The sequence below is a fragment of the Roseobacter sp. TSBP12 genome, assembly GCF_009129705.1.
Taxonomy (GTDB): Bacteria; Pseudomonadota; Alphaproteobacteria; order Rhodobacterales; family Rhodobacteraceae; genus Celeribacter; species Celeribacter baekdonensis_A.
Map to the genome: position 1 here is coordinate 1 of NZ_PYIB01000060.1, position 20,836 is coordinate 20,836.

Genomic DNA, 20,836 nt, shown 5'->3' on the forward strand with positions numbered 1-20,836 from the left:
TTGGTGCAGCCCCTTGCTGGGGCTGCACACCGGGCAGACGTCTTTCGCGGCTCGATCTGTGGACTTATACGATAGGGGCGACGCTGCCGCTGAGCTTTTCGCGTGATGCCAAAGCAGCTAAATCGTGTTTCTGTTCAGGGTGATATTCGCAATGGCCGCCGCGTTTCGTTCGAGTGCGGTCTTGCTCTGCGCCCAAGCCGTGGGTTCGATGGCAAACGTGCTCCTCAACCAGGCCAGCGTCAACCGGCACGTCGCCTCAAGCGCGTCGGGGACTTCGGCTTCGGTTTCGCGGGCGTCCCACCCTGCGATACCGCCAAGGCCATGGCCAACGCCATTGATCGTCAGCAGAGCATCGGCTCCGGGTGCATCGTGGAAGGGATCGGCGTGCCATTCCGGGCCACGGGGCGTGAAATGCGGGTCGTCTTCCGCTCCGCAGACCACGAGGGTCGGAATGTTGATGCCACTGAAATCCACGTCGAAAAAGGGAAAGCGCTCAGCATTTTCAGGCGTCAGATCGGCACCGCCCCGGCCCGGAGCCGCCAGCAGGATACCGGCACGGATGCGCGGATCGGTAAAATCCTCGCCTTGCAGACGCGCACCAAGCAGAAGGCCGCAGGTGAAGCCGCCAAAGGAATGCCCGGCCACGGCAATCCGGTCATGGTCCAGCCGCCCGGTCACGGAGGGGGCTTGCCGCTCGACCTCGGCCAGTTGGTCGAGGATGACACGTATTTCCTCCACCCTCTCGCGCCAGAAGAATGGCCCATTGGGCAGATCGGGGTCCAGCCCGCCGACACGGGAGCTGGCCTGGGTTGGCTGAATGACGGCCACCCCGCGTTCGGCCCAGAACTGGGCAAGCGGGGCGTAGCCGTCTTTGGATGGTATATAATTCGAGGGGCCGAAGCCATGCGACAGGATCACGATGGGCAGGTTGCCCCCAGTCGCCGGTGCGGTCAGGCGCAGCTCAAGCGGCTGGCGCCCCGGCATAGGCAGCCGGATTGGTGTATAGGCCACGGTGATGTCCGACTCTGGCGCCGGGAGAGCGCGGGACAGGTTGATCAGTCTGTTCATGGGAAAGTTTCCTTTTCTAGAGGATGAGCGCCGCATCTTCGCTGCGGCGCGTGGATCAGGACGGTGCAAGGCCTTCTTCGCGGACCTGCGCAATGTCCGCGATTTCCAATACGTTGAGCATGCCAAGGCCGGCGGTGTTCACCAGCGCGTCAATCTGGTCCAAGTGAGCAAGCGCGAGGGCGATGCTCTCGGGGTCGGTCACGTCCAAGAGCAGCACCTTCGGGCGGTCGGACTCGGGCAGTTCATCGGCAGAGGGGCGGCGCATCGAGGTGATGACCTCCCGCCCCTGATCGAGAAACTGCGCGACGATGGCCTGACCGAAACCGGTGGAACAACCGGCAATGAGGATGCGGGCATATCAGATCTCCCTGTCTTCAGTGACAGAGAGATAGACAACGGAGACCGTTCGTTCTATATACATTTGTCCACAATCATACATCAATCGTCCAAATCCATGCTCGACAGTGTCTCAGATCCCCTTTCCAGTGTCGTTACCTTGCTCAAACCGACGGTCTCCATCTCCAAGATGGTCGAGGCCGGTGGCCCGTGGCTGGTGGAGCGGCGCGACATGGCCAGCCCCTTTTATTGCGCGATGGTCGAAGGACGGAGTCAGTTAAAGGTGACCGGGCGCGATCCGGTCACGCTGACGGCTGGTGATTTCGTGCTGATCCCCCACCTGCAGGGCTTCACCATGTCCAGCGAAGTTCCTCCGCCCCTGCATACGCCGCACCTGCCGCTTGAAACCGGCCCAGGGCGTTTCCGGCTTGGCTCAAGCGACGCTTCGGTCGATGTTCGCGCCCTTGTCGGGCATTGCCGTTTTGACGCGCCGGCAAGTGATCTGCTCGTGTCGCTGCTGCCAGAGATGATTCATGTCTCAGGTCATTCCCGCCTGACCGCCCTGGTGCCCGTGATCCATGAGGAAACCCGCGCTGACCGGCCGGGGCGCGAGATGATCCTGGAGCGATTGCTGGAGGTCCTGCTGATCGAGGCTCTGCGTTCGGGCCCTGCAACGGCCCTGCCACCAGGTCTCTTGCGCGGCCTGTCAGACCCGCAATTGGCGAGTGCTTTGCGGCGTATCCACGCCGAGGCGGGCGGTGCCCTCTCCGTGTCAGACTTGGCCAAAGAGGCGGGTATGTCGCGGTCAACCTTCTTCGAACGGTTTCGAAAAGAGGTTGGCCGCGCGCCGCTGGAATATGTGACCGACTGGCGCATGGCCGTTGCCAAGACTTTGCTGCGGCAGGGCAGGTTGAACAATACCGAGATTGCACTCAGGGTCGGTTACGGGTCCGCCAGTGCATTCGGACTGGCTTTTGTCCGGCATGAGGGCTTGTCACCTGGCGCGTTTGCAAGCAAGCACGGGCGTTAGGGCGAGGGCCGCAAACGGATGCCGATGATCCTGATGTGAGCGTCACCAACCGTTAGACAAAGTCCGCATTTGGGTTTTGAGTCAGTTTGATACTGTCGCAAACTGTCTGGTTTCCCGGCACATGTGACTATGCCAGCGTCGCCATATGGGTGGCGGATGGACGAGACCTACATCAAAGTCAAAGACCGTGGGACCTACTTCTGCCGGACTGCAAGCCACTCCAATTCTACCGTGAAGTTTGCGGCAGAGCGAAGGCCTCTGCATTTATCTGACATCTCATTTGCCGATTACCCTGAAAAATGTAAGACTTGTCATGCATGAAGGCTGTTCTCGCTGTCCACCATGGGTGGTCAGTTTCCTTCATCCTGTACCGGCCTGAGATTGACCGGGGTTCTCGTGCGCAGGCGTTGATGTGCCGATGCGGGGAGATGACAAGCAATAAAGGAGAGACAATGTTTAAGAAAATAGTCGTGCCAATCGACATGTCCCATGTGGACAGATTGCAAAAAGCGCTTCGCGTGGCCGGAAATCTTGCACAAACGCATGATGCCAGCATTTGCTATGTCGGAGTGACAACGCCGATGCCGAGTTCTGTCGCGCACACGCCGAAAGAATTCGAAGCAAAACTTGCAGCATTCGCGGAGCAGGAGGCCGGAAAGTATAACATCAAAACCGAAAGTCATATGATCGTCAGTCAAGATCCGGCGGTTCAAAAGGATCGCGAGCTCGAAAAAGCGATCAGCACGCTTGGGGCCGATCTCGTGGTGATGGCCACACATGTTCCCAACGCAACAGACTATATCTGGTCCGGCCATGGTGCACATCTTGCAGCGCATAGCGACATTTCTGTCATGCTCGTGCGTGAATAAGCACCCATCAAAATAACCACCCATTCCAAAAGGAACGAAAGGAGGCCTCATGGCCGACCAATCACCTCAGGACCTTACACCAGAAGGTATCCCTTCCCCTGAAGGGGACGTTGAAATTATCGAGACAGACTACGAAATCGGACAAGATAACGTGGAAGGCTCTCTTGGACCTTTCGGGTTCGACATCCACAATCCGGTTTTCATGGTGTCCGGCCTCGCAATTGTAGCTTTCGTTTTCTATGCGCTGGCTCTGCCGGAACAGTCCGGGACCTTGTTCAGCTGGTTGTTCTCATCTGTCACCAAAGGCTTTGACTGGTTCTTCATCGGCGCCGCAAATATCTTTGTGCTCTTTTGTCTTCTTCTCATCATAACGCCTTGGGGCAATGTGCGCCTTGGCGGCACCGAAGCCGCCCCGGATTACAGTTACGTTGGATGGTTCGCGATGTTATTCGCCGCCGGTATGGGCATCGGGTTGATGTTCTACGGTGTGTCAGAGCCGATGAGCCATTTCTCATCCTCTTTGGGTGGGACGGTGATGGAAAACGGTGTGCGCACGGACTGGGCGCCGCTTGGTGCAGCGGCTGGAAACGAAGCGGATGCGGTGCGTCTTGGCATGGCTGCGACGATTTTCCACTGGGGTTTGCACCCTTGGGCGATTTATGCCGTCGTGGCTTTGGCTTTGGCCCTGTTCAGCTATAACAAGGGCCTGCCTCTCACCATCCGATCTGCGTTTTACCCGATTTTCGGGGACGCGGTTTGGGGCTGGGTCGGCCATATCATTGACACGCTGGCTGTGTTCGCAACGCTCTTTGGGTTGGCAACATCCCTTGGTTTCGGCGCGACGCAGGCCAATGCGGGTCTGAACGAATTGTTCGGTTTGCCCGTCGGACCAACCACTGAGGTGCTTTTGATTTCCGGCATCACGGCGATTGCACTTGTTTCCGTGCTTCGCGGTCTTGATGGCGGTGTCAAAATCCTGTCGGAAATCAATATGGGTCTGGCTTTCTTGCTGCTCGTTTTTGTTCTGTTGATTGGGCCGACGGCCTATCTCATCAAACTCTTCGGCAGCTCCCTGATGGCCTATATCGAATATCTTCCGGCGCTGTCGAACCCGATTGGCCGCGAAGATGTCAACTTTAGCCAAGGGTGGACGTCGTTCTATTGGGCGTGGTGGATCAGTTGGTCGCCTTTTGTCGGCATGTTCATTGCCCGTGTGAGCCGGGGTCGGACCGTCCGCGAATTCGTTGTCTGTGTGCTGTTGATTCCGTCTCTGGTCTGTGTGCTGTGGATGTCCGTTTTTGGCGGCACGGCTCTCTATCAGGTGATCAACGATGGGTACACGATGGCGCAGGACGCCTCTCTTGAACTCAAACTTTTCAAGATGTTGGATGTCTTGCCTCTCAGCGCGATCACCTCGCTCGTCGGGATCGTTCTGGTGGTGGTGTTCTTTGTGACGTCATCGGACTCGGGGTCGCTGGTCATTGATACGATCACGGCAGGCGGCAAAGTGGACGCACCGGTTCCACAGCGTGCCTTTTGGTGCATCTTTGAAGGGGCTGTTGCCATCGTCTTGTTGCTGAGTGCGGGCGGGCTGCAATCCCTGCAATCCATGGTCATCTCGACAGGTTTGCCGTTTACCGTCGTGTTGTTGCTGATGTGCTTCGCGGTGGCGCGAGGCCTTCAAGCGGAACGGGCTATAAAAGACTAATACAACTGGCTGGGGCTGCGCAGGCGGCCCCAGTGCCTCTTTCCTGACGCGTCAGGACGACGCGGCGATTCCCCACCCAAATGAAAAAGGGGCGCACTTGGCGCCCCTTTGATGTTTAGCCACGGCCCCGCGCCTTAGCTGCGCGGTTTGGTGTTTTCCGGGTCATAGAGCGGTGCGTAGCCGACACCTGCAACTTCAACCGGATAGGTCTCGTCAAGATAGGTGACGTTGAGCTCGCGCCCGACCTGACAATAGTCCCACGGCAGGTAGGCCAGCGCGATGTTCTTGCCCACAGTCGGACCGAACGCGACAGAAGAGGTAAAGGACCGACGCCCCAGCTCGTCGATCAGCACCTCGCCCGTTTCCGGGTCCATCACCGGCAGGGTGGTGTTCGGATAGCGCTTCACGCCGTTTGCGTCGGTGTGCTCTTTCATCACGAGGGTACAAAGCATCGCCGGTTGGTGGTCCCGCGCACGGTATTCGAGGTGTTTCTCTTTGCCGCGAAACTCCGCTTCTTTCACCTTCGGACGCGACAGATCAGCTTCGTAGAGGTTGTACATCGTGTTGAGATCGGCGTTTTGCAGGCGCAGGGATTTCTCCAGACGACGCGAGTTGGCATAGGTTTCAACCCCCACGGCCAGAACACCCTCAGCCCGCAGCGCGTCCCAGACGGCCAGACCGTCCTCGTAGCGCATGTGAAGTTCCCAGCCTTGCTCCCCGACATAGGAAATGCGGAAAGCGGAGACTTTTTTACCCGCAATCTCGATCGTCTTGATCGCAGCGAAGGGGAAGTTTTCCACGTCGAGCATATCGGGATCGGCGACAACCTTTTTGAGGTTCTCACGCGCGTTCGGACCCCAAATGCCAACCGTGGTGTAATCCTCGGTCACGTCCGTGATGGTGACGTCGAGACCGCGATCTTGGGCCATACGTTTCATGCACATCAGATCACGCGGACCGGCGTCAGCCCCGTTCACCAGACGGCAACGGTCTTCCATGCGGAACACCGTAAAGTCGGCGCGCACCATGCCTTCGTCATCAAGCATATGGGTGTAAATCCCCTTGCCGATCATGTTGTCACCGCCGATTTTGGCCGCACAGAGATATTCCATCAGCGCAACGTGATCGGGACCGGAGATGTCGGTCATGTGGAAGTGCGACAGGTTGATGATGCCACAATCCGCGCTCATCTCAAGCTGTTCGGCGTTGGACACGCGCCAGAAGTGACGGTTGTCCCACTCGGCTTCGCGCACCGGCACTTGATCAGCATATTTTTCGAGAAGATGCTCGTTGGCCGCATAGCCATGCGCCCGTTCCCAGCCGCCAAGCTCCATAAAATAGCCCCCCAGCTCGACTTCGCGCTCATAGAAAGGCGAGCGACGGATGCCACGGGCATTCGCGAAGGGTTCGCGCGGGTGGACCGGCGGGTTGTAGATTTTCGCGGCGGTTTCTTCGCACCGGCCCCAAATGTAGTCTTCGGTCAGTTGGTAGTCGTTGAAGCGCGCGTAATCGATGCCGTTGTGGTCGACATCCGTGCGGCCCTTGGTCATCCAGTCGGCAATGAGCTTGCCCATGCCAGGACCGTCTTTGACCCAGATCGCGACGGCGTACCACAGGCCCCGCAGCTTGCGGCTTTCGCCCATCGACGGACCGCCATCGGTGGTGGTTTGCAGAAGACCGTTGAAGGAGTGACCTTCGTTGAAACCAAGTTCGGCGAGGATCGGCGTCAGCTCCATGGCTTTTTCAAGCGGCTCGATCACGTCCTCCAGCACGAGGTCGCGCATGGACGGACCCATGCGGGCCTCTTCTTTTTCAAGAATGTCGCGCGGATGCACCATGCGCACGTCTTTCTCGTAATAGTAGCCCCATTCCATCTGGCCACCCTCGGTGGTCGCAGGGTCGCCGGTGTCACGCATATAGGCGGAGTTGCCCTGATCGCGCAGCAGAGGACGACCGATTTCGAGACCGGTGCCAGCGAATTCATCATAGGGCCCAAAGAAGGTCAGCGGGTGGTCGACCGGCATGACCGGGAGGTCTTCGCCCGCCATCTCAGCAATCAAACGACCCCAGAGGCCGGCACAGACCACAACGTAATCGGCCATGATCGTGCCACGGTGGGTTTTCACGCCGGTGACGCGGCCATTCTCGGTGATCAGTTCCAGCGCAGGGGTGTTGGCGAAGACTTTGAGCTTGCCGCTTTTCTCGGCGGCGTCGATCAATTCGCCTGCGACGGCTTGGGAGCGCGGCACCACGAGACCGGCGTCGGGGTCCCACATGGCGCATTCGATCTGGTCTTCTTCGAGAAGCGGGAATTTCTCTTTGGCCTCTGCGGCGGTGATCATGCGGACGTTGGAGCCAAAGGCACGACCACTGTCACAGCGGCGCTTGAGCTCAGTCAGGCGATCATCGTCTCCCTTGCGGCACACTTCGATCCCACCGATGCGGGAGTAACGGCCCATCTTCTCGTAGAAATCCATCGAGTACATGGTGCTCCACGTGCTCAAAAGATCGTGGCTCGTGGCGAAACAGAAGTCCGACGCGTGTCCGGTCGATCCGATGTCTGTGGGAACGGCGGATTTGTCGATGCCGACAATATCGTCCCAGCCGTTTTCAATGAGATGATGCGCGACGGAGGCGCCGACGATACCGCCGAGACCGACGATGACAACTTTGGCCCTGTTGGGGAACGAAGACATATCTCTCAATCCTTCTTTTCGAGGTGCTTGTCTGTGGATAGCGCGGGGAAACTGCGCCGGGATTCACGGGGGAAAACGTCGGCCCCGAAACCGACAAAAGCCGCGCGACGGGACACACCCGTCGCGCGGCCAGAATCTGTGCCGATCTTCATATCGTCGCAGGGCGTCATGCACCCAACTCCGGAACTGGATAATTCTTGCGCCGGTAAGCGGCGATCAGCGTGTTGTGCATCAGCGTCATGATGGTCATCGGACCAACGCCGCCCGGAACCGGCGTGATGGCGCGGGCTTTTTCAGACGCGGCGGCAAAGTCGACATCCCCCACGAGGTACTTTTGCCCATCGCGGATGACGCGGCTGGTGCCGACGTCGATCACGGTGGCGCCGTCTTTGATCCAGTCGCCTTTGATCATTTCGGCACGACCGACGGCGGCCACGACGATATCAGCCTTGCCGACTTTTTCCGCCAGATCAGCCGTGCGTGAATGCGCCATGGTCACGGTGCAGTTTTCCGCCAACAAAAGCTGAGCCATCGGTTTGCCGACGAGAATCGAGCGCCCGACGACAATCGCATCAAGTCCAGAGAGGGATCCAAGTTGATCTTTGAGCAGCATCAGACAGCCCAGTGGGGTGCAGGACACCAGACCGGGCAGACCGGAGGCGAGATACCCCGCGCTCAGCGGATGCAGCCCGTCGACATCCTTGGCCGGGTCAATCGCTTCGATCACCTGAAGGCTGTCGAGGTGGTCGGGCAGGGGGAGCTGAACAAGAATGCCGTCCACCGCCTCATTGGCGTTCAATTCCGCGATGAGCGCCATCAATGTGTCCTGCGTGGTCTCTGCGGGCAGGGTATGTTCGAAACTCTCCATGCCGAGCTTACGGGCCATCAGGCCCTTGCTGCGGACATAGATTTCACTGGCCGGGTCAGAGCCGACCAGCACAACCGCAAGACCGGGCGCGCGGCCCGTCCTGTCAGCAAACGCAGCAGCACCCTCGGCAATCCGATCCCCAAGACCTGCGGCAAATGCCTTTCCGTCGATGATATGTGCCGTCATGGACGCACCTCCTTGAAAAGTCAAAAAGGGACCGGCGTACCGGCCCCCTCCCGGACAGGGATTACGGAGTGAAAACGACGGTACGGTTGTCATTCAGCATGACACGACCTTCGAGGTGATATTTCACCGCACGGGCCAGAACGCGAGATTCGATGTCGCGACCTGTTGCGACGAAATCCTCGGCGGACATGGTGTGGGTGACGCGCTCGGTTTCCTGTTCGATGATCGGGCCCTCATCAAGATCAGGCGTCACATAATGCGCGGTCGCCCCGATGAGTTTGACACCACGGTCATAGGCCTGGTGATAGGGCTTCGCGCCTTTGAAGGACGGCAAGAAGGAATGGTGGATGTTGATGATCATACCAAAGAGCTGATTGGACAGCTCGTTGGAAATCACCTGCATGTAGCGTGCAAGGATCACCAGCTCGGCCCCGGTTTCCTGAACGAGGGCGGCCAGTTTATCTTCCTGTTCGGTCTTGTTCTCTTTGTTCACCGGCCAGCAATAGAAGGGAATGCCTTCCTGTTCGGCGACTTTGCGGGCGTCTTCGTGGTTGGACACGATGGCCGCCACTTCGGCGTCAAGCCAGCCGGTTTTGATCTGGTACAGAAGGTGCAGCATCGCGTGGTCGAATTTCGACACCATGATGATGATCTTCGGCTTGCGGGTCTCATCCTCGACCTTGAGTTTCAGGCTGAACCGGTCGACGGCAGGTTTCAAGGCCAGTTCGACACTGTCCTTGGTGACAGACTCGGGAAAAAGGCAGGACATACGCAGGAAGAATTTGTTCGTCTTGCGATCCCAGAACTGGTTGGATTCAGCGAGGTTTGCCCCGCGTGAGGACATGGCGGCGCTGATGGTGGCAACGATGCCCGGCTGGTCGTCACAGGCGACGCGCAGAATGTAGGAATTGGAGCTCATATGTCTGGTTCCGTTCATAAATGTCTGAGAGGCGCGCGTCAGAGTTGGCGCGCGAGCTCGGGCAGGATGTCGAAGAGATCGCCAACGATGCCATAATCCGCCACTTGGAAGATTGGGGCGTCTTCATCGGTATTGATCGCCACGATGATTTTCGAATCTTTCATCCCTGCGAGGTGCTGGATTGCACCAGAGATGCCGCAGGCAATGTAGAGATCGGGGGCGACAACCTTGCCGGTTTGACCTACCTGAAGATCGTTCGCCGCATAGCCCGCATCCACTGCGGCGCGGGACGCCCCCACAGCGGCACCGAGTTTGTCGGCCAGAGGCGTGATGACCTCGTTGAACTTGTCTTCAGACCCAAGAGCACGGCCCCCGGAGACGATGATCTTGGCGGAGTTCAGTTCCGGGCGGTCGCTTTCCGTTTGAATGTTCTTGATGAAAGAGGACAGATCGCTGCCGTTTGAGGGGGCATCGATGGGGCTGACCTCTGCGGAGCCGCCGTCCGTTGCGGCGGCAAAGCCCGCGGTGCGCACGGTCAGAACCTTGGTGGCATCCGTGGGTTGCACGACTTCGATGGCGTTGCCGGCATAGATCGGACGTTTGAACGTGTCGGCGGACACCACTTCGGTGACCTCTGACACCTGCATCACATCGAGCAGCGCCGCGACGCGCGGCAGTACGTTTTTGCCACTGGTCGTGGCTGGGGCCAGAATAGTGTCATACTCCGGCGCAAGCGAAACGATGAGCGCTGCGGCGGCTTCGGCCAGACGCTGTTCGAGCGCCTCGCTTTCGGCCAACAACACCTTGCGCACGCCACTTAGTTTTGCGGCGGCTTCGGCGGCGGCAGACGCACTTTTGCCCGCGATCAAAATATCGACGTCGCCACCGATTTGGGACGCGGCCGTCAGAGCCTTTGCGGTTTGCTCCGACAGGCTCGCATTGTCATGTTCTGCGAAAAGAAGAATAGCCATGTTGAAAGTTCCCTCTGGGTCAGATGACGCCGGCTTCGTTTTTGAGCTTGTCGATCAGCTCGGCGGCAGAGGACACTTTGATCCCCGCTTCGCGTTGAGACGGCTCTTCGACGCGCAACACGTTCAGGCGACGCTCGACAGTGACGCCATAATCGCCGGGTTCTTTTGTCTCGAGCGGCTTTTTCTTGGCCTTCATGATGTTCGGCAAAGAGGCGTAGCGCGGCTCATTGAGGCGCAGGTCGGCGGTCACGATGGCCGGGAGTTTGACCTCAATGGCCTGAAGACCGTCGTCGATCTCGCGGGTGACTTTTGCGGTGCCATCGCCCAGCTCGATTTCGGAGGCAAAGGTGGCCTGCGACCAGCCGAGAAGAGCGGAGAGCATCTGACCGGTTTGGTTGGCGTCATCGTCGATCGCCTGTTTGCCGAGGATTACCAGTTCGGGGGCCACGTCTGCGACAACACCTTTCAGGAGTTTCGCAACGGTGAGCGGCTCAACAGTGCCGTCGACGGTGATCAGAATGGCGCGATCTGCGCCCATGGCGAGCGCGGTGCGCAACACGTCTTGCGCTTGTGCCGGACCAACGGATACGGCGATGATCTCATCCGCCTTGCCCGCTTCTTTCAGACGCACGGCCTCTTCGACGGCGATCTCGTCAAAGGGGTTCATGGACATTTTGACATTGGCGAGGTCGACACCGGAATTGTCCGCCTTGACGCGGATTTTCACATTATAATCGACCACCCGTTTTACAGGAACGAGTACTTTCATGTTTCCCTCTTCTGTCGGCCCCGAAACGCAAAGTCTTCGGGGTGGCCCTCACCTATGGCGAGGCCTTTGAATTATTTCCAAGATTGGGGAGCAGGGTGCCGAAGCGATGCTCCCGGTGGCGTTCCCAGTCTGGCCGGGTTTGCCATGCCGATCACCAGGTCTTTGGCTATCTTTGGAGCGCAGGTGCAGCGGTGTTCGCAAACGTTCGGACGGACCGCCAGTGTCAGCGGTTGTTTGCGATCCTGTTGACCTACCCTCCCGACGTCACTTGTCGTTTTTCACCAAGAGAACCGGATTACGGCATCGTGAGGAGCAACCTGACGACTTTTTGCGTCGAAAAATAGAATGTTTGCGTCAAAGCGAGATTATCGCTACGACAAAGATATGGGGTTTCCTGTTTGGAGAGACAAAGATGACGACTCCGTCTTCACAAGAGTCAGTTTCGCAACCGCGCACGACAAACTTGCGTGCGCTGAAAGCGAGAGACGAGGGGCCGCGTCTCTCCGTCGGGTTTATCCTAGCGCGCCGCTTTACGCTCTGTGCCTTTGCGAATTTCGTCGATGTGTTGCGTCTTGCCGCCGACGATGGGGATCGCAGCCGTCCGATTCTCTGTGACTGGACTGTGCTGTCTGACACGATGGATCCTGTGCAGTCGAGCTGTGGCATCACAGTGCAGCCGAAGGAGCGATTGGGCGATCCGCGGCGGTTTGATTACATTGTTGTGGTGGGCGGGTTGATGGATGAAACTCCCAGTCTGGGGCAGGCCTATCACCGCTTTCTGCATCAGGCTGCGGATGCGGGCGTTCCCTTGGTTGGGGTTTGCACCGGTGCCTTTTTCCTGCACCAGGTTGGGTTGCTCAACGGGTATCGTTGTTGCGTGAGCTGGTTTCATCATTCTGATTTTTTAGAGCAATTCGAAGGTCTCAGCCCCGTCGCGGATCAGATTTTTGTGGTCGATCGTGACCGCCTGACTTGTTCGGGTGGGGTGAGTTCGGCGCATTTGGCCGCCTATTTGGTGGACAAACATGTTGGCCGCTCGCAGGCCAGCAAAAGCCTGCATATTATGATCATCGACGATGCGCTTCAGGCGGAAAAACCACAGCCGGGTCTGCCGCTTGATCTCAAGACGCAGGACCCGATTGTCCAGCGTGCGCTGTTATTGATGCAGCAAAACATCGACACGCCGATCTCGGTTCAGGACGTCGCGCTACGGATGGGCAACAGCAAACGTCAGATTGAGCGCCACTTCCGCCTCGCCTTGAACACGTCACCACAGGCGGCTTTTCTCGACATGCGATTGGACCTTGCCAAACACTTGATTGAGAAGACGCAAAAGTCTGTCGCTCAGATCGCCGTGGACTGCGGTTTCTGTGATTCTTCGCATTTGAGTCGCATGTTTCGGCGGCGTTACGGCGATACGCCCCAGTCTTTCCGACAATCATCCGTCGTGGAAAATTAAAAATTAGACGCGTTATTGACCTTGACGGCATTTAAAAGTGACGTATTTGCACAAAAATATGACGCTTTGCAAATTTGTTAGGCGGGATCTTCGTCTGATGTCGTGATAATACTGTTGTTTTGACGTATATTTACTCCCCGCGCACTTTTCATCTCCCAATACTCCTCCCAATCTTTGTCGGCGGGCCTCATTGGCTCCGCACGGCTCAACAATAAAAAAACTCGGGGAGAGTTTGGGTCATGGTTGCATCCAGCGACAATGCGTTCGTGTCTTTCGAACATGTACAGAAAAGCTACGATGGCGAGACCCTCGTGGTGAAAGACCTCAACCTGCAACTGGCCAAGGGTGAGTTCCTGACCATGCTTGGACCGTCAGGCAGTGGCAAAACCACCTGTCTGATGATGTTGGCCGGGTTTGAAACGGCAACCCATGGCGAGATCCGCCTCGATGGTCAACCGATCAACCAGGTGCCGCCGCACAAACGCGGCATCGGTATGGTGTTCCAGAACTACGCACTTTTCCCGCATATGACAGTGGGTGAGAACCTTGCTTTCCCGCTCGAAGTGCGCGGCATGGGCAAATCCGAGCGTGAAACAAAGGTCAAACGCGCCCTTGATATGGTGCAGATGGGGGCCTTTGCCAATCGTCGCCCGGCCCAGCTTTCGGGCGGACAGCAACAGCGGATCGCCTTGGCTCGCGCTTTGGTGTTTGACCCCAAGCTGGTGTTGATGGACGAACCGCTCGGTGCACTCGACAAGCAGCTGCGCGAACATATGCAATTCGAGATCAAACACCTGCACGAGAGCCTTGGCATCACCGTCGTCTATGTGACCCATGACCAAGGCGAGGCGCTAACCATGTCGGATCGCGTCGCCGTGTTCAACGATGGCCGCATTCAACAGCTCGCGCCACCTGCGGAACTTTATGAACGGCCGGACAACAGTTTCGTTGCGGGCTTCATTGGCGAGAATAACAAACTGCCCGGCGTGATCGAAGAGCTGAACGGCGACCGGGCCGTGGTGTGTCTTGAGAATGGCGAACGGATTCATGCGACGGCGGTGAATGTCCGCGCAAAAGGCGAAAAGACCTTGGTGTCCATTCGCCCGGAACGTGTTGAATTCAAACCCGAACTGATCCCTGAAGGGTCGCACACCATCGACGCGGAAGTGCTCGAAGTGATTTACATGGGGGACATTCTGCGCACCCGCATGAAGGTGGCGGGCCATGATGAGTTCGTCTTGAAATGTCGCAACACCATTGACCAGGTTCCCTTGTCCCCCGGCCAACGCATTCGCATTGGTTGGAACCCGCTTGATGCGCGTGCGCTGGACATGATCTGAGTTTTCTTCGCTTCGGTTCAACCGGGGCGAGGCAAGAGACGCGCGGCTTGAACCGCGCGAAAGTCCCGATCCAACATGGAGAGAAATATGAACAAGAAGACTCTTTTCGCCCTCACCACGGCGCTTGGTGGCCTTGCACTTCCGACGCTGGCCGATGACATCACCATCATGAGCTGGGGTGGGTCTTATTCCGCGGCTGAAACCGAAGCGTATTACAAGCCGTTCACCGCAGAAACTGGCATTGGTATCGTTTCTGTCGACGCCGACAACCCCGCCACTCCGGTTAAAGCCCAAGTGGATGCGGGCAACGTCACCACCGACGTCGCTCTGTTCCTGCTCTCCGATGCCGTGCGCCTGTGCGACGAAGGTCAATTGATGCCGATTGATGCCTCGATGCTGCCCGATGGGATCGATGGCACCCCGGCGATGGACGATTTCCTCGAAGGCACGCTGAGCGAATGCATGGTGCCGAACGACATCTATGCCACCGCCGTTGCGTTTGATGCGTCGAAATTCGCCGAAGGTGCGGCACCGTCCTCCGTCGCCGATTTCTTCGACACCGAGAAATTCCCGGGCAAACGCGGGGTTTTGAAGAGCCCGAAAGTGGTTCTGGAAATGGCGTTGATGGCCGATGGCGTTCCCGCAGCCGAGGTTTATGACGTGCTCGACACCGACGAAGGTGTGGATCGCGCTTTCGCGAAACTCGACACCATCAAGAATGACGCGATCTATTGGGAAGCTGGCGCACAGCCGCCGCAGCTTTTGGCCGATGGCGAAGTGGTCATGACCATGTCCTATAACGGTCGGATTTTCAACGCCGCCGTGAACGAAGGCAAACCCTTCGAAGTGCTCTGGGACGGTCAGGTGTTTGAGTGGGAAGGTTACGTGATCCCCGAAGGTGCTCCGAACGCAGAAGCTGCGATGGAGTACATCAAATTCGCGACCTCCAGCGCCTCCTCCGCCCGCTTCTCCGAGCGCATCTCCTACGGCACGCCGCGTAAATCCGCTGCACCGCTGGTGGGCAATGTCAACGGCACCGACATTCCGATGGCGCCGAACCTGCCGACCTATCCGGCGAATATGACCAACGCGTTGGCCTCTTCTGCGGATTTCTGGGTCGACCGTGAGACCGAGCTTGGCGAGCGTTTCAACGCGTGGCTCCTGTCCAACTGATCCGACATCGGATCGAAAGCTTGCCGGAGGACGTCCTTCCCCTCGTTCTCCGGCAAACTGGCGAAAGCGCGTTCTGAGCTCTTTCGCCGAACCGTGTTCTGACTCGGACGTCAACAAGTGGCCGCAGCATGGCGCGCCGCTTTGGCGCATAAAGCAAGATAGGAAAAAGGATGTCTGACGTCGCTTCTCAGTTGACCACCGCGGACGGGCGCCCACTCAAGGCCGCTTTGGCCACGGCACAGGCTCGTGCAAAACGCCGTGCCTTCTTTCTGGTCCTACCGTTGCTCGCATTCATTGTGATTACATTCGCCGTGCCCATCGGCCAGATGTTGCAGCGTTCGGTGTACAATGACGGCTTTTCCCAAACCGTTCCGGCACTGACGCAATGGTTCGAGGCGAACCCAAAGGGCACCGTGCCCGATGAGGCCGCCTATGCGGCGCTGGCCTCCGATCTCAACCTGATGAAAGAAACGCGTATGGCGGGGGATGCCGGCACCCGGATCAACTATGTTGTGTCTGGCACGCGCTCGCTCTTTACCAAGTCCGCGCGCAAGGCTGCGGATCTTGAGCCGCCTTATATGGCCGCGCTGCTCGATATTGATGAGGATTGGCAGGACCCGCGTGTCTGGAATGCGATGCGGACGGCCTCCAGCCCTTGGACGTTGGATTTTTATACCATCGCCTTTGACCGTGAACGGGATGCGGACGGCAAACTCGTCAAGGTGGATGAGAACCAGCGCATCTATTTCAAACTTTATATCAAAACCTTTGTTGTTGCTGCAGTCATCACGGCGATTTGCTTGCTTTTGGCTTTCCCGGTCGCGCATTTGCTTGCGACCCTGCCGATGGCCAAGGCCAACCTGTTGATGATCCTTGTGCTGTTGCCGTTCTGGACCTCGCTTCTGGTGCGAACGACAAGTTGGATTGTGCTGTTGCAAGGCCAAGGCGTCATCAACAGCATTCTCGTGGCGCTTGGCATCATCGGTGACGATGGCCGTATTCAGATGATCTACAACCAGACCGGCACGATTATTGCCATGGTGCATATCCTGTTGCCCTTCATGGTGTTGCCGCTCTATTCCGTAATGCGTGTGATCCCGCCGAGTTACACCCGCGCGGCCCGTAGCCTTGGCGCGACGAGCTGGACGACCTTCCGCCGTATTTACCTGCCGCAGACGATCCCCGGCATTGGGGCTGGCGTGCTCTTGGTCTTTATCCTTGCGGTTGGTTACTACATCACCCCGGCGTTGGTCGGCGGTGCGGATGGTCAGCTTTTCTCGAACATGGTGCAGTTCCACATGACCAAGGCGAATTGGTCCATGGCGGCGGCTCTGGCAACCATGCTTCTGGTCGGGGTTCTGGTGCTGTACTGGCTCTATGATCGCCTGATCGGCATCGACAAATTGAAACTCGGTTAAGGAGAGAGACTGATGGCCCTTCCGACCTATGCCTCCCCACTCGAACGTGCTTGGCATGCCACCTATCTGGTGATCTGCGTTCTGGTGTTCGTCTTCCTGATTTCGCCGATCCTTGTCATCGTCCCGTTGTCCTTCAATGCGGAGCCGTATTTCACCTACACGGAGAAAATGCTGAGCTTTGATGCCGAGGGCTATAGCATGCGCTGGTATGACTCGCTTTTGACCTCGGGGATGCAGGCCTCCGAAGCGGTGCGTGATGGGGCGTGGTGGTCCGATCTGTGGCACAATGCGGATTGGGTGAAAGCGGCGAAGAACTCCGTGATCATCGGCTTTTGGGCGACGATCCTGTCAACGGTTCTGGGGACATTGGCCGCACTTGGCCTGTCACGCCCGGAAATGCCATGGCGGCGGACGATCATGGCGATCCTGATCAGCCCGATGATCGTGCCGATCATCATCGTCGCCACAGGGATGTTCTTTTTCTATTCGAACCCCTGCGCCATTTTCGGCTTTGAATGCGGTCGGTTGACCTCGACCTACACCGGCGTCGTTTTGGCCCATGCCGCTCTTGGCATTCCGTTTGTGATCATCACTGTAACGGCGACGCTTTCGGGTTTTGACCAGTCCCTGATCCGGGCTGCGGCAAGCCTTGGTGCCAATCCGCGCCGCACCTTTTTCAAAGTGGTGATGCCGTTGATCCTGCCGGGTGTGATTTCGGGCGGTCTCTTTGCCTTCGTCACCTCCTTTGACGAAGTGGTCGCGGTGCTGTTCATCGCGGGGCCCGATCAGCAAACCATCCCGCGTGAAATGTGGAGCGGCATTCGCGAACAGATCAGCCCTGCGATCCTTGCTGTGGCGACGATCCTTGTGGTGATCTCGATTGCGCTTTTGACCGTCGTGGAAATTTTGCGCCGCCGGTCTGAACGGCTCCGGGGGGTTGCAGCGCATTAAGGCGCATGTAGCAGCGGTTTCCTGCCAAAGACATCTGTCCTGATTGCGCGCCTTTCCGCTGGGAAGGGCGCGTTTTTACATCTGGCGCAAATGTCCTGCGCGTTTGCCTCATCTCTCCGCGCCTCGACCCGGCCTGACACTGTCTGCTGAACGGACGCGCGTGCGGCCAGTCCGCAACGTGCAAGGGGTTGGCCCGCTCCGGGAGGACGGAGCGTTCGATCCCTGAACATGTGCAAGTAAGAGGGCGGCCTAGCGCGCCCGTAATGGGAGGATATATCATGAGTTCCAACAGAGGTGTCGTCTACATGGGCCCCGGCAAGGTCGAGGTTCAGGACATTGCAGACCCGACCATGGCCGCGCCGGATGGGCGCAAGCTCGGTCACGCCGTGATCCTGAAAGTGGTGTCCACCAACATCTGTGGCTCCGACCAGCACATGGTGCGTGGCCGCACCACCGCGCCCGAGGGCCTTGTCCTCGGTCACGAGATCACCGGCGAAGTGATCGAAAAAGGCTCTGACGTCGAGATGCTTGAGATCGGCGACATCGTCTCCGTGCCGTTTAACGTCGCTTGTGGCCGGTGCCGGTGCTGTAAAGAACAGGACACGGGCGTCTGTCTCACCGTGAACCCCGAACGTGCAGGCGGGGCCTATGGCTATGTCGATATGGGCGGCTGGGTCGGCGGTCAGGCGCGCTATGTCATGGTGCCTTACGCCGACTTCAACCTTCTGAAGTTCCCGGATCGTGATCAAGCCCTCGACAAGATCACCGATCTGACCATGCTGTCCGACATTCTTCCGACCGGGTTTCACGGTGCGGTTCAGGCGGGTGTGGGCGTCGGCTCCATCGTCTATGTCGCAGGCGCGGGTCCTGTTGGTCTGGCTGCGGCGGCTTCCGCTCAGGTTCTCGGGGCGGCTGTGGTTCTGATCGGTGATTTCAACAAAGAGCGCCTCGATCACGCCGCCAAGATGGGGTTTGTCCCGGTCGATTTGAACAAGGGCGATCGCCTTGGCGAGATGATCGCCGAAATCACTGGTAGCCCCGAAGTGGATGCCGCCATTGACGCTGTGGGCTTTGAAGCCCGCGGTCACACCGGCGGCGAACAGCCCGCCATCGTGCTCAACCAGATGATGGAAATCACCCGTGTTGCAGGTTCCATCGGCATCCCCGGCCTCTACGTGACCGAAGATCCGGGCGCTGTGGACGAAGCCGCCAAAGTTGGTAGCCTATCGCTGCGCTTCGGTCAGGGTTGGGCGAAAGCTCAGAGCTTTCACACCGGTCAGACGCCGGTGCTGAAATACAACCGTCAGCTCATGCAGGCGATCCTGCATGGTCGTTTGCCGATTGCGAAAATCGTGAATGCCCAGATCATCTCTCTCGAAGACGCCGCGGCGGGCTACGATGCCTTCGATCACGGGGCCGCGAAGAAATTCGTCCTCGACCCGCATGGGATGCTGAAAGCAAGCTGACCCGTTTGCGAGATGACACGGACAGGGCGGCCCCATGGGTCGCCCTTTTTCGTGCGCGTTGGGCGAAGAACCAACACAGAAAAACGCGCGAAGCCAAAGCTGCGCGCGTTTTGAGGCCTGTCACACGGGGAAGATCAGCACTCCGGCAAATTGACCGCGATGCCACCCGTGGACGTCTCTTTGTATTTGAGGTTCATGTCGCGCCCGGTTTCCAACATCACTTGAATACAGTTGTCGAGCGGCATGAAATGCGTGCCGTCGCCGCGCAGGGACAGAGATGCCGCCGACACCGCCTTGATCGCGCCAAGCGCGTTGCGTTCGATGCATGGCACCTGAACAAGCCCGGCCGCGGGATCACAGGTCATGCCGAGGTGATGTTCCAGAGCGATTTCAGCGGCGTTCTCCACCTGCGCATTGGTGCCGCCCAGCACGGCGCACAGCGCGCCCGCCGCCATTGCCGCCGCAGATCCCACTTCGCCTTGGCACCCGACTTCCGCACCAGAGATTGAGGCGTTGTGTTTGATCAGCCCGCCAATGGCCGCTGCGACCAACAAAAAGTCGCGCAGTTTCGCGTCGCTCGCGCCGACACAATGATGGCGATAATAGCGCATCACCGCCGGGACAACACCTGCCGCCCCGTTGGTGGGGGAGGTCACGACCCGGCCCCCGGCGGCGTTTTCCTCGTTCACCGCCATGGCGTAGACGCTCATCCAGTCGTTGGCGACATGCGGTGCGGTGATGTTGAGACCTTGTTCGGCCTTCAGAGATTCATGGATGCCCTTGGCCCGGCGTTTGACGTTCAGCCCACCGGGGAGGATGCCGTCTTGTGCAAGTCCACGGTCGATACACTCGTTCATGGTCTCGATGATCCGGTCAAGTTTCGGTTCCAGATCGGCACCATAGACTTTGCGCTCATTGGCACGTTTCATCTCGGCAATGGTTTTGCCGGACGTGATGCCCATATCGAGCATCTCCTTGGCAGAGCCAAAGGGGTAGGGAAAAGCCCGTGCCGCTTTTTCGTTGTGCAGGCTCTGGGTGTCGTTTTTCTGCGCGGCCAACTCTTCGGCGGTGACAACAAAGCCGCCACCAATGGAATAGAAGGTGCGCGTTTGATAGGCGTTACCGGCTTTGTCGAAGGCTTTCAGGATCAGCCCGTTGGCATGGCCTTCAAGCGGTGGGCCCCAGTCGAAAACGAGATCCACGTCAGGATCGAAAGCAAGCGCGCCCAGACCCTCCAGGTGCACAACCTTTTCGCGCCGGACCCGGTCTTCGATCTCGTCGATTGCGTTGGGATCAAGGGTCTCCGGCGTATAGCCGCAAAACCCAAGAAGGACAGCACGATCGGTGGCGTGGCCCTTGCCGGTAAAGGCCAGGGAACCGTGAAGGCTGGCGCCGAGACGATGAAGTTTGCCGGCGCCGGGAATATTGAAGTTCCGGTCGTGGAGTTCTTCGATGAACCGCGCGGCGGCGACCATCGGCCCCATCGTGTGTGATGAAGAGGGCCCGATGCCGATTTTAAAAACGTCGAAGACAGACAGGAACATGGGAAGCCTTCCGCAAATGGGGGCCTGCGTGATCTACGACAGGCCCCGGAGGTATATCGAGCGAT

General features: G+C 58.4%; 16 protein-coding genes. 9 read left to right on the top strand and 7 right to left on the bottom strand.

Annotation, left to right across the window (positions count from 1 at the left end):
• Window positions 1-117: 117 nt before the first annotated feature.
• A complete protein-coding gene (locus tag C8029_RS17480; RefSeq protein WP_009572638.1) occupies window positions 118-1,068 on the bottom strand; it encodes an alpha/beta hydrolase family protein in 951 nt (316 codons plus the stop codon).
• On the opposite strand from C8029_RS17480, the gene C8029_RS17490 reads away from it, so the two are divergent.
• The 3 genes from C8029_RS17490 (at window position 1,052) to C8029_RS17500 (ending at window position 5,011) form a co-directional block, all read left to right on the top strand.
• Window positions 1,052-2,434 carry an AraC family transcriptional regulator gene (locus C8029_RS17490; RefSeq protein WP_286190003.1) on the top strand — a complete coding sequence of 461 codons (1,383 nt, stop codon included), beginning with the start codon at window positions 1,052-1,054 and terminating at the stop codon, window positions 2,432-2,434. The two genes, C8029_RS17480 and C8029_RS17490, sit on opposite strands and share 17 nt — an antisense overlap.
• A gap of 317 nt (window positions 2,435-2,751) precedes the next feature.
• Window positions 2,752-3,303 (top strand): universal stress protein, encoded by a 552-nt coding sequence (locus tag C8029_RS17495; RefSeq protein ID WP_226946385.1) that lies wholly within the window; start codon window positions 2,752-2,754, stop codon window positions 3,301-3,303.
• Window positions 3,304-3,352: 49 nt separating this feature from the next.
• The gene (locus C8029_RS17500) at window positions 3,353-5,011 is read left to right on the top strand and encodes a BCCT family transporter (RefSeq protein ID WP_009572634.1); all 1,659 of its coding nucleotides are present in this window, start codon (window positions 3,353-3,355) and stop codon (window positions 5,009-5,011) included.
• Between the two features lie 134 nt (window positions 5,012-5,145).
• Here C8029_RS17500 and C8029_RS17505 read toward each other — a convergent pair whose 3' ends face one another.
• The 5 genes from C8029_RS17505 to C8029_RS17525 form a co-directional block, all read right to left on the bottom strand.
• Complete coding sequence (locus C8029_RS17505) at window positions 5,146-7,707, bottom strand: GcvT family protein (protein WP_009572633.1); 2,562 nt, start codon at window positions 7,705-7,707, stop codon at window positions 5,146-5,148.
• Window positions 7,708-7,873: 166 nt separating this feature from the next.
• Window positions 7,874-8,761, bottom strand: coding sequence for a bifunctional methylenetetrahydrofolate dehydrogenase/methenyltetrahydrofolate cyclohydrolase FolD (gene folD / locus C8029_RS17510; RefSeq protein ID WP_009572632.1), 888 nt, complete (start codon window positions 8,759-8,761; stop codon window positions 7,874-7,876).
• A 61-nt stretch (window positions 8,762-8,822) separates the two neighbouring features.
• Complete coding sequence (gene purU, locus C8029_RS17515) at window positions 8,823-9,680, bottom strand: formyltetrahydrofolate deformylase (RefSeq protein ID WP_009572631.1); 858 nt, start codon at window positions 9,678-9,680, stop codon at window positions 8,823-8,825.
• Window positions 9,681-9,718: 38 nt separating this feature from the next.
• Entirely contained in the window at window positions 9,719-10,651 is a 933-nt protein-coding gene (locus tag C8029_RS17520; protein ID WP_009572630.1) for an electron transfer flavoprotein subunit alpha/FixB family protein, read from the bottom strand.
• 19 nt (window positions 10,652-10,670) lie between these two features.
• Entirely contained in the window at window positions 10,671-11,420 is a 750-nt protein-coding gene (locus tag C8029_RS17525; protein ID WP_152003392.1) for an electron transfer flavoprotein subunit beta/FixA family protein, read from the bottom strand.
• A 412-nt stretch (window positions 11,421-11,832) separates the two neighbouring features.
• Here C8029_RS17525 and C8029_RS17530 point away from each other — a divergent pair, with 412 nt between their 5' ends.
• The 6 genes from C8029_RS17530 to fdhA all read left to right on the top strand — a co-directional run bounded on the left by C8029_RS17530 (window position 11,833) and on the right by fdhA (window position 19,227).
• Complete coding sequence (locus C8029_RS17530) at window positions 11,833-12,879, top strand: GlxA family transcriptional regulator (protein ID WP_152003393.1); 1,047 nt, start codon at window positions 11,833-11,835, stop codon at window positions 12,877-12,879.
• A 239-nt stretch (window positions 12,880-13,118) separates the two neighbouring features.
• Window positions 13,119-14,219, top strand: coding sequence for an ABC transporter ATP-binding protein (locus tag C8029_RS17535; RefSeq protein ID WP_009572627.1), 1,101 nt, complete (start codon window positions 13,119-13,121; stop codon window positions 14,217-14,219).
• Between the two features lie 87 nt (window positions 14,220-14,306).
• Window positions 14,307-15,392, top strand: coding sequence for an ABC transporter substrate-binding protein (locus tag C8029_RS17540; RefSeq protein ID WP_152003394.1), 1,086 nt, complete (start codon window positions 14,307-14,309; stop codon window positions 15,390-15,392).
• Between the two features lie 170 nt (window positions 15,393-15,562).
• Window positions 15,563-16,810: an ABC transporter permease gene (locus tag C8029_RS17545; RefSeq protein ID WP_152003395.1), complete on the top strand. Its 1,248-nt coding sequence runs from the start codon at window positions 15,563-15,565 to the stop codon at window positions 16,808-16,810.
• Window positions 16,811-16,822: 12 nt separating this feature from the next.
• Window positions 16,823-17,761 carry an ABC transporter permease gene (locus tag C8029_RS17550; RefSeq protein ID WP_152003396.1) on the top strand — a complete coding sequence of 313 codons (939 nt, stop codon included), beginning with the start codon at window positions 16,823-16,825 and terminating at the stop codon, window positions 17,759-17,761.
• Window positions 17,762-18,039: 278 nt separating this feature from the next.
• The gene (fdhA, locus tag C8029_RS17555) at window positions 18,040-19,227 is read left to right on the top strand and encodes a formaldehyde dehydrogenase, glutathione-independent (RefSeq protein WP_009572623.1); all 1,188 of its coding nucleotides are present in this window, start codon (window positions 18,040-18,042) and stop codon (window positions 19,225-19,227) included.
• Between the two features lie 134 nt (window positions 19,228-19,361).
• On the opposite strand, the gene C8029_RS17560 is transcribed toward fdhA, so the two are convergent.
• Window positions 19,362-20,771 (bottom strand): L-serine ammonia-lyase, encoded by a 1,410-nt coding sequence (locus C8029_RS17560; RefSeq protein ID WP_152003397.1) that lies wholly within the window; start codon window positions 20,769-20,771, stop codon window positions 19,362-19,364.
• Window positions 20,772-20,836: the final 65 nt, after the last annotated feature.

Coding starts and splice junctions, on each gene's coding strand:
- C8029_RS17545 (WP_152003395.1), top strand. CDS start 15,563: ATGTCTGACGTCGCTTCTCAGTTGACCACCGCGGACGGGCGCCCACTC.
- C8029_RS17560 (WP_152003397.1), bottom strand. CDS start 20,771: ATGTTCCTGTCTGTCTTCGACGTTTTTAAAATCGGCATCGGGCCCTCT.
- C8029_RS17530 (WP_152003393.1), top strand. CDS start 11,833: ATGACGACTCCGTCTTCACAAGAGTCAGTTTCGCAACCGCGCACGACA.
- C8029_RS17520 (WP_009572630.1), bottom strand. CDS start 10,651: ATGGCTATTCTTCTTTTCGCAGAACATGACAATGCGAGCCTGTCGGAG.
- C8029_RS17550 (WP_152003396.1), top strand. CDS start 16,823: ATGGCCCTTCCGACCTATGCCTCCCCACTCGAACGTGCTTGGCATGCC.
- C8029_RS17480 (WP_009572638.1), bottom strand. CDS start 1,068: ATGAACAGACTGATCAACCTGTCCCGCGCTCTCCCGGCGCCAGAGTCG.
- purU (WP_009572631.1), bottom strand. CDS start 9,680: ATGAGCTCCAATTCCTACATTCTGCGCGTCGCCTGTGACGACCAGCCG.
- folD (WP_009572632.1), bottom strand. CDS start 8,761: ATGACGGCACATATCATCGACGGAAAGGCATTTGCCGCAGGTCTTGGG.
- fdhA (WP_009572623.1), top strand. CDS start 18,040: ATGAGTTCCAACAGAGGTGTCGTCTACATGGGCCCCGGCAAGGTCGAG.
- C8029_RS17535 (WP_009572627.1), top strand. CDS start 13,119: ATGGTTGCATCCAGCGACAATGCGTTCGTGTCTTTCGAACATGTACAG.
- C8029_RS17495 (WP_226946385.1), top strand. CDS start 2,752: ATGAAGGCTGTTCTCGCTGTCCACCATGGGTGGTCAGTTTCCTTCATC.
- C8029_RS17525 (WP_152003392.1), bottom strand. CDS start 11,420: ATGAAAGTACTCGTTCCTGTAAAACGGGTGGTCGATTATAATGTGAAA.
- C8029_RS17505 (WP_009572633.1), bottom strand. CDS start 7,707: ATGTCTTCGTTCCCCAACAGGGCCAAAGTTGTCATCGTCGGTCTCGGC.
- C8029_RS17500 (WP_009572634.1), top strand. CDS start 3,353: ATGGCCGACCAATCACCTCAGGACCTTACACCAGAAGGTATCCCTTCC.
- C8029_RS17540 (WP_152003394.1), top strand. CDS start 14,307: ATGAACAAGAAGACTCTTTTCGCCCTCACCACGGCGCTTGGTGGCCTT.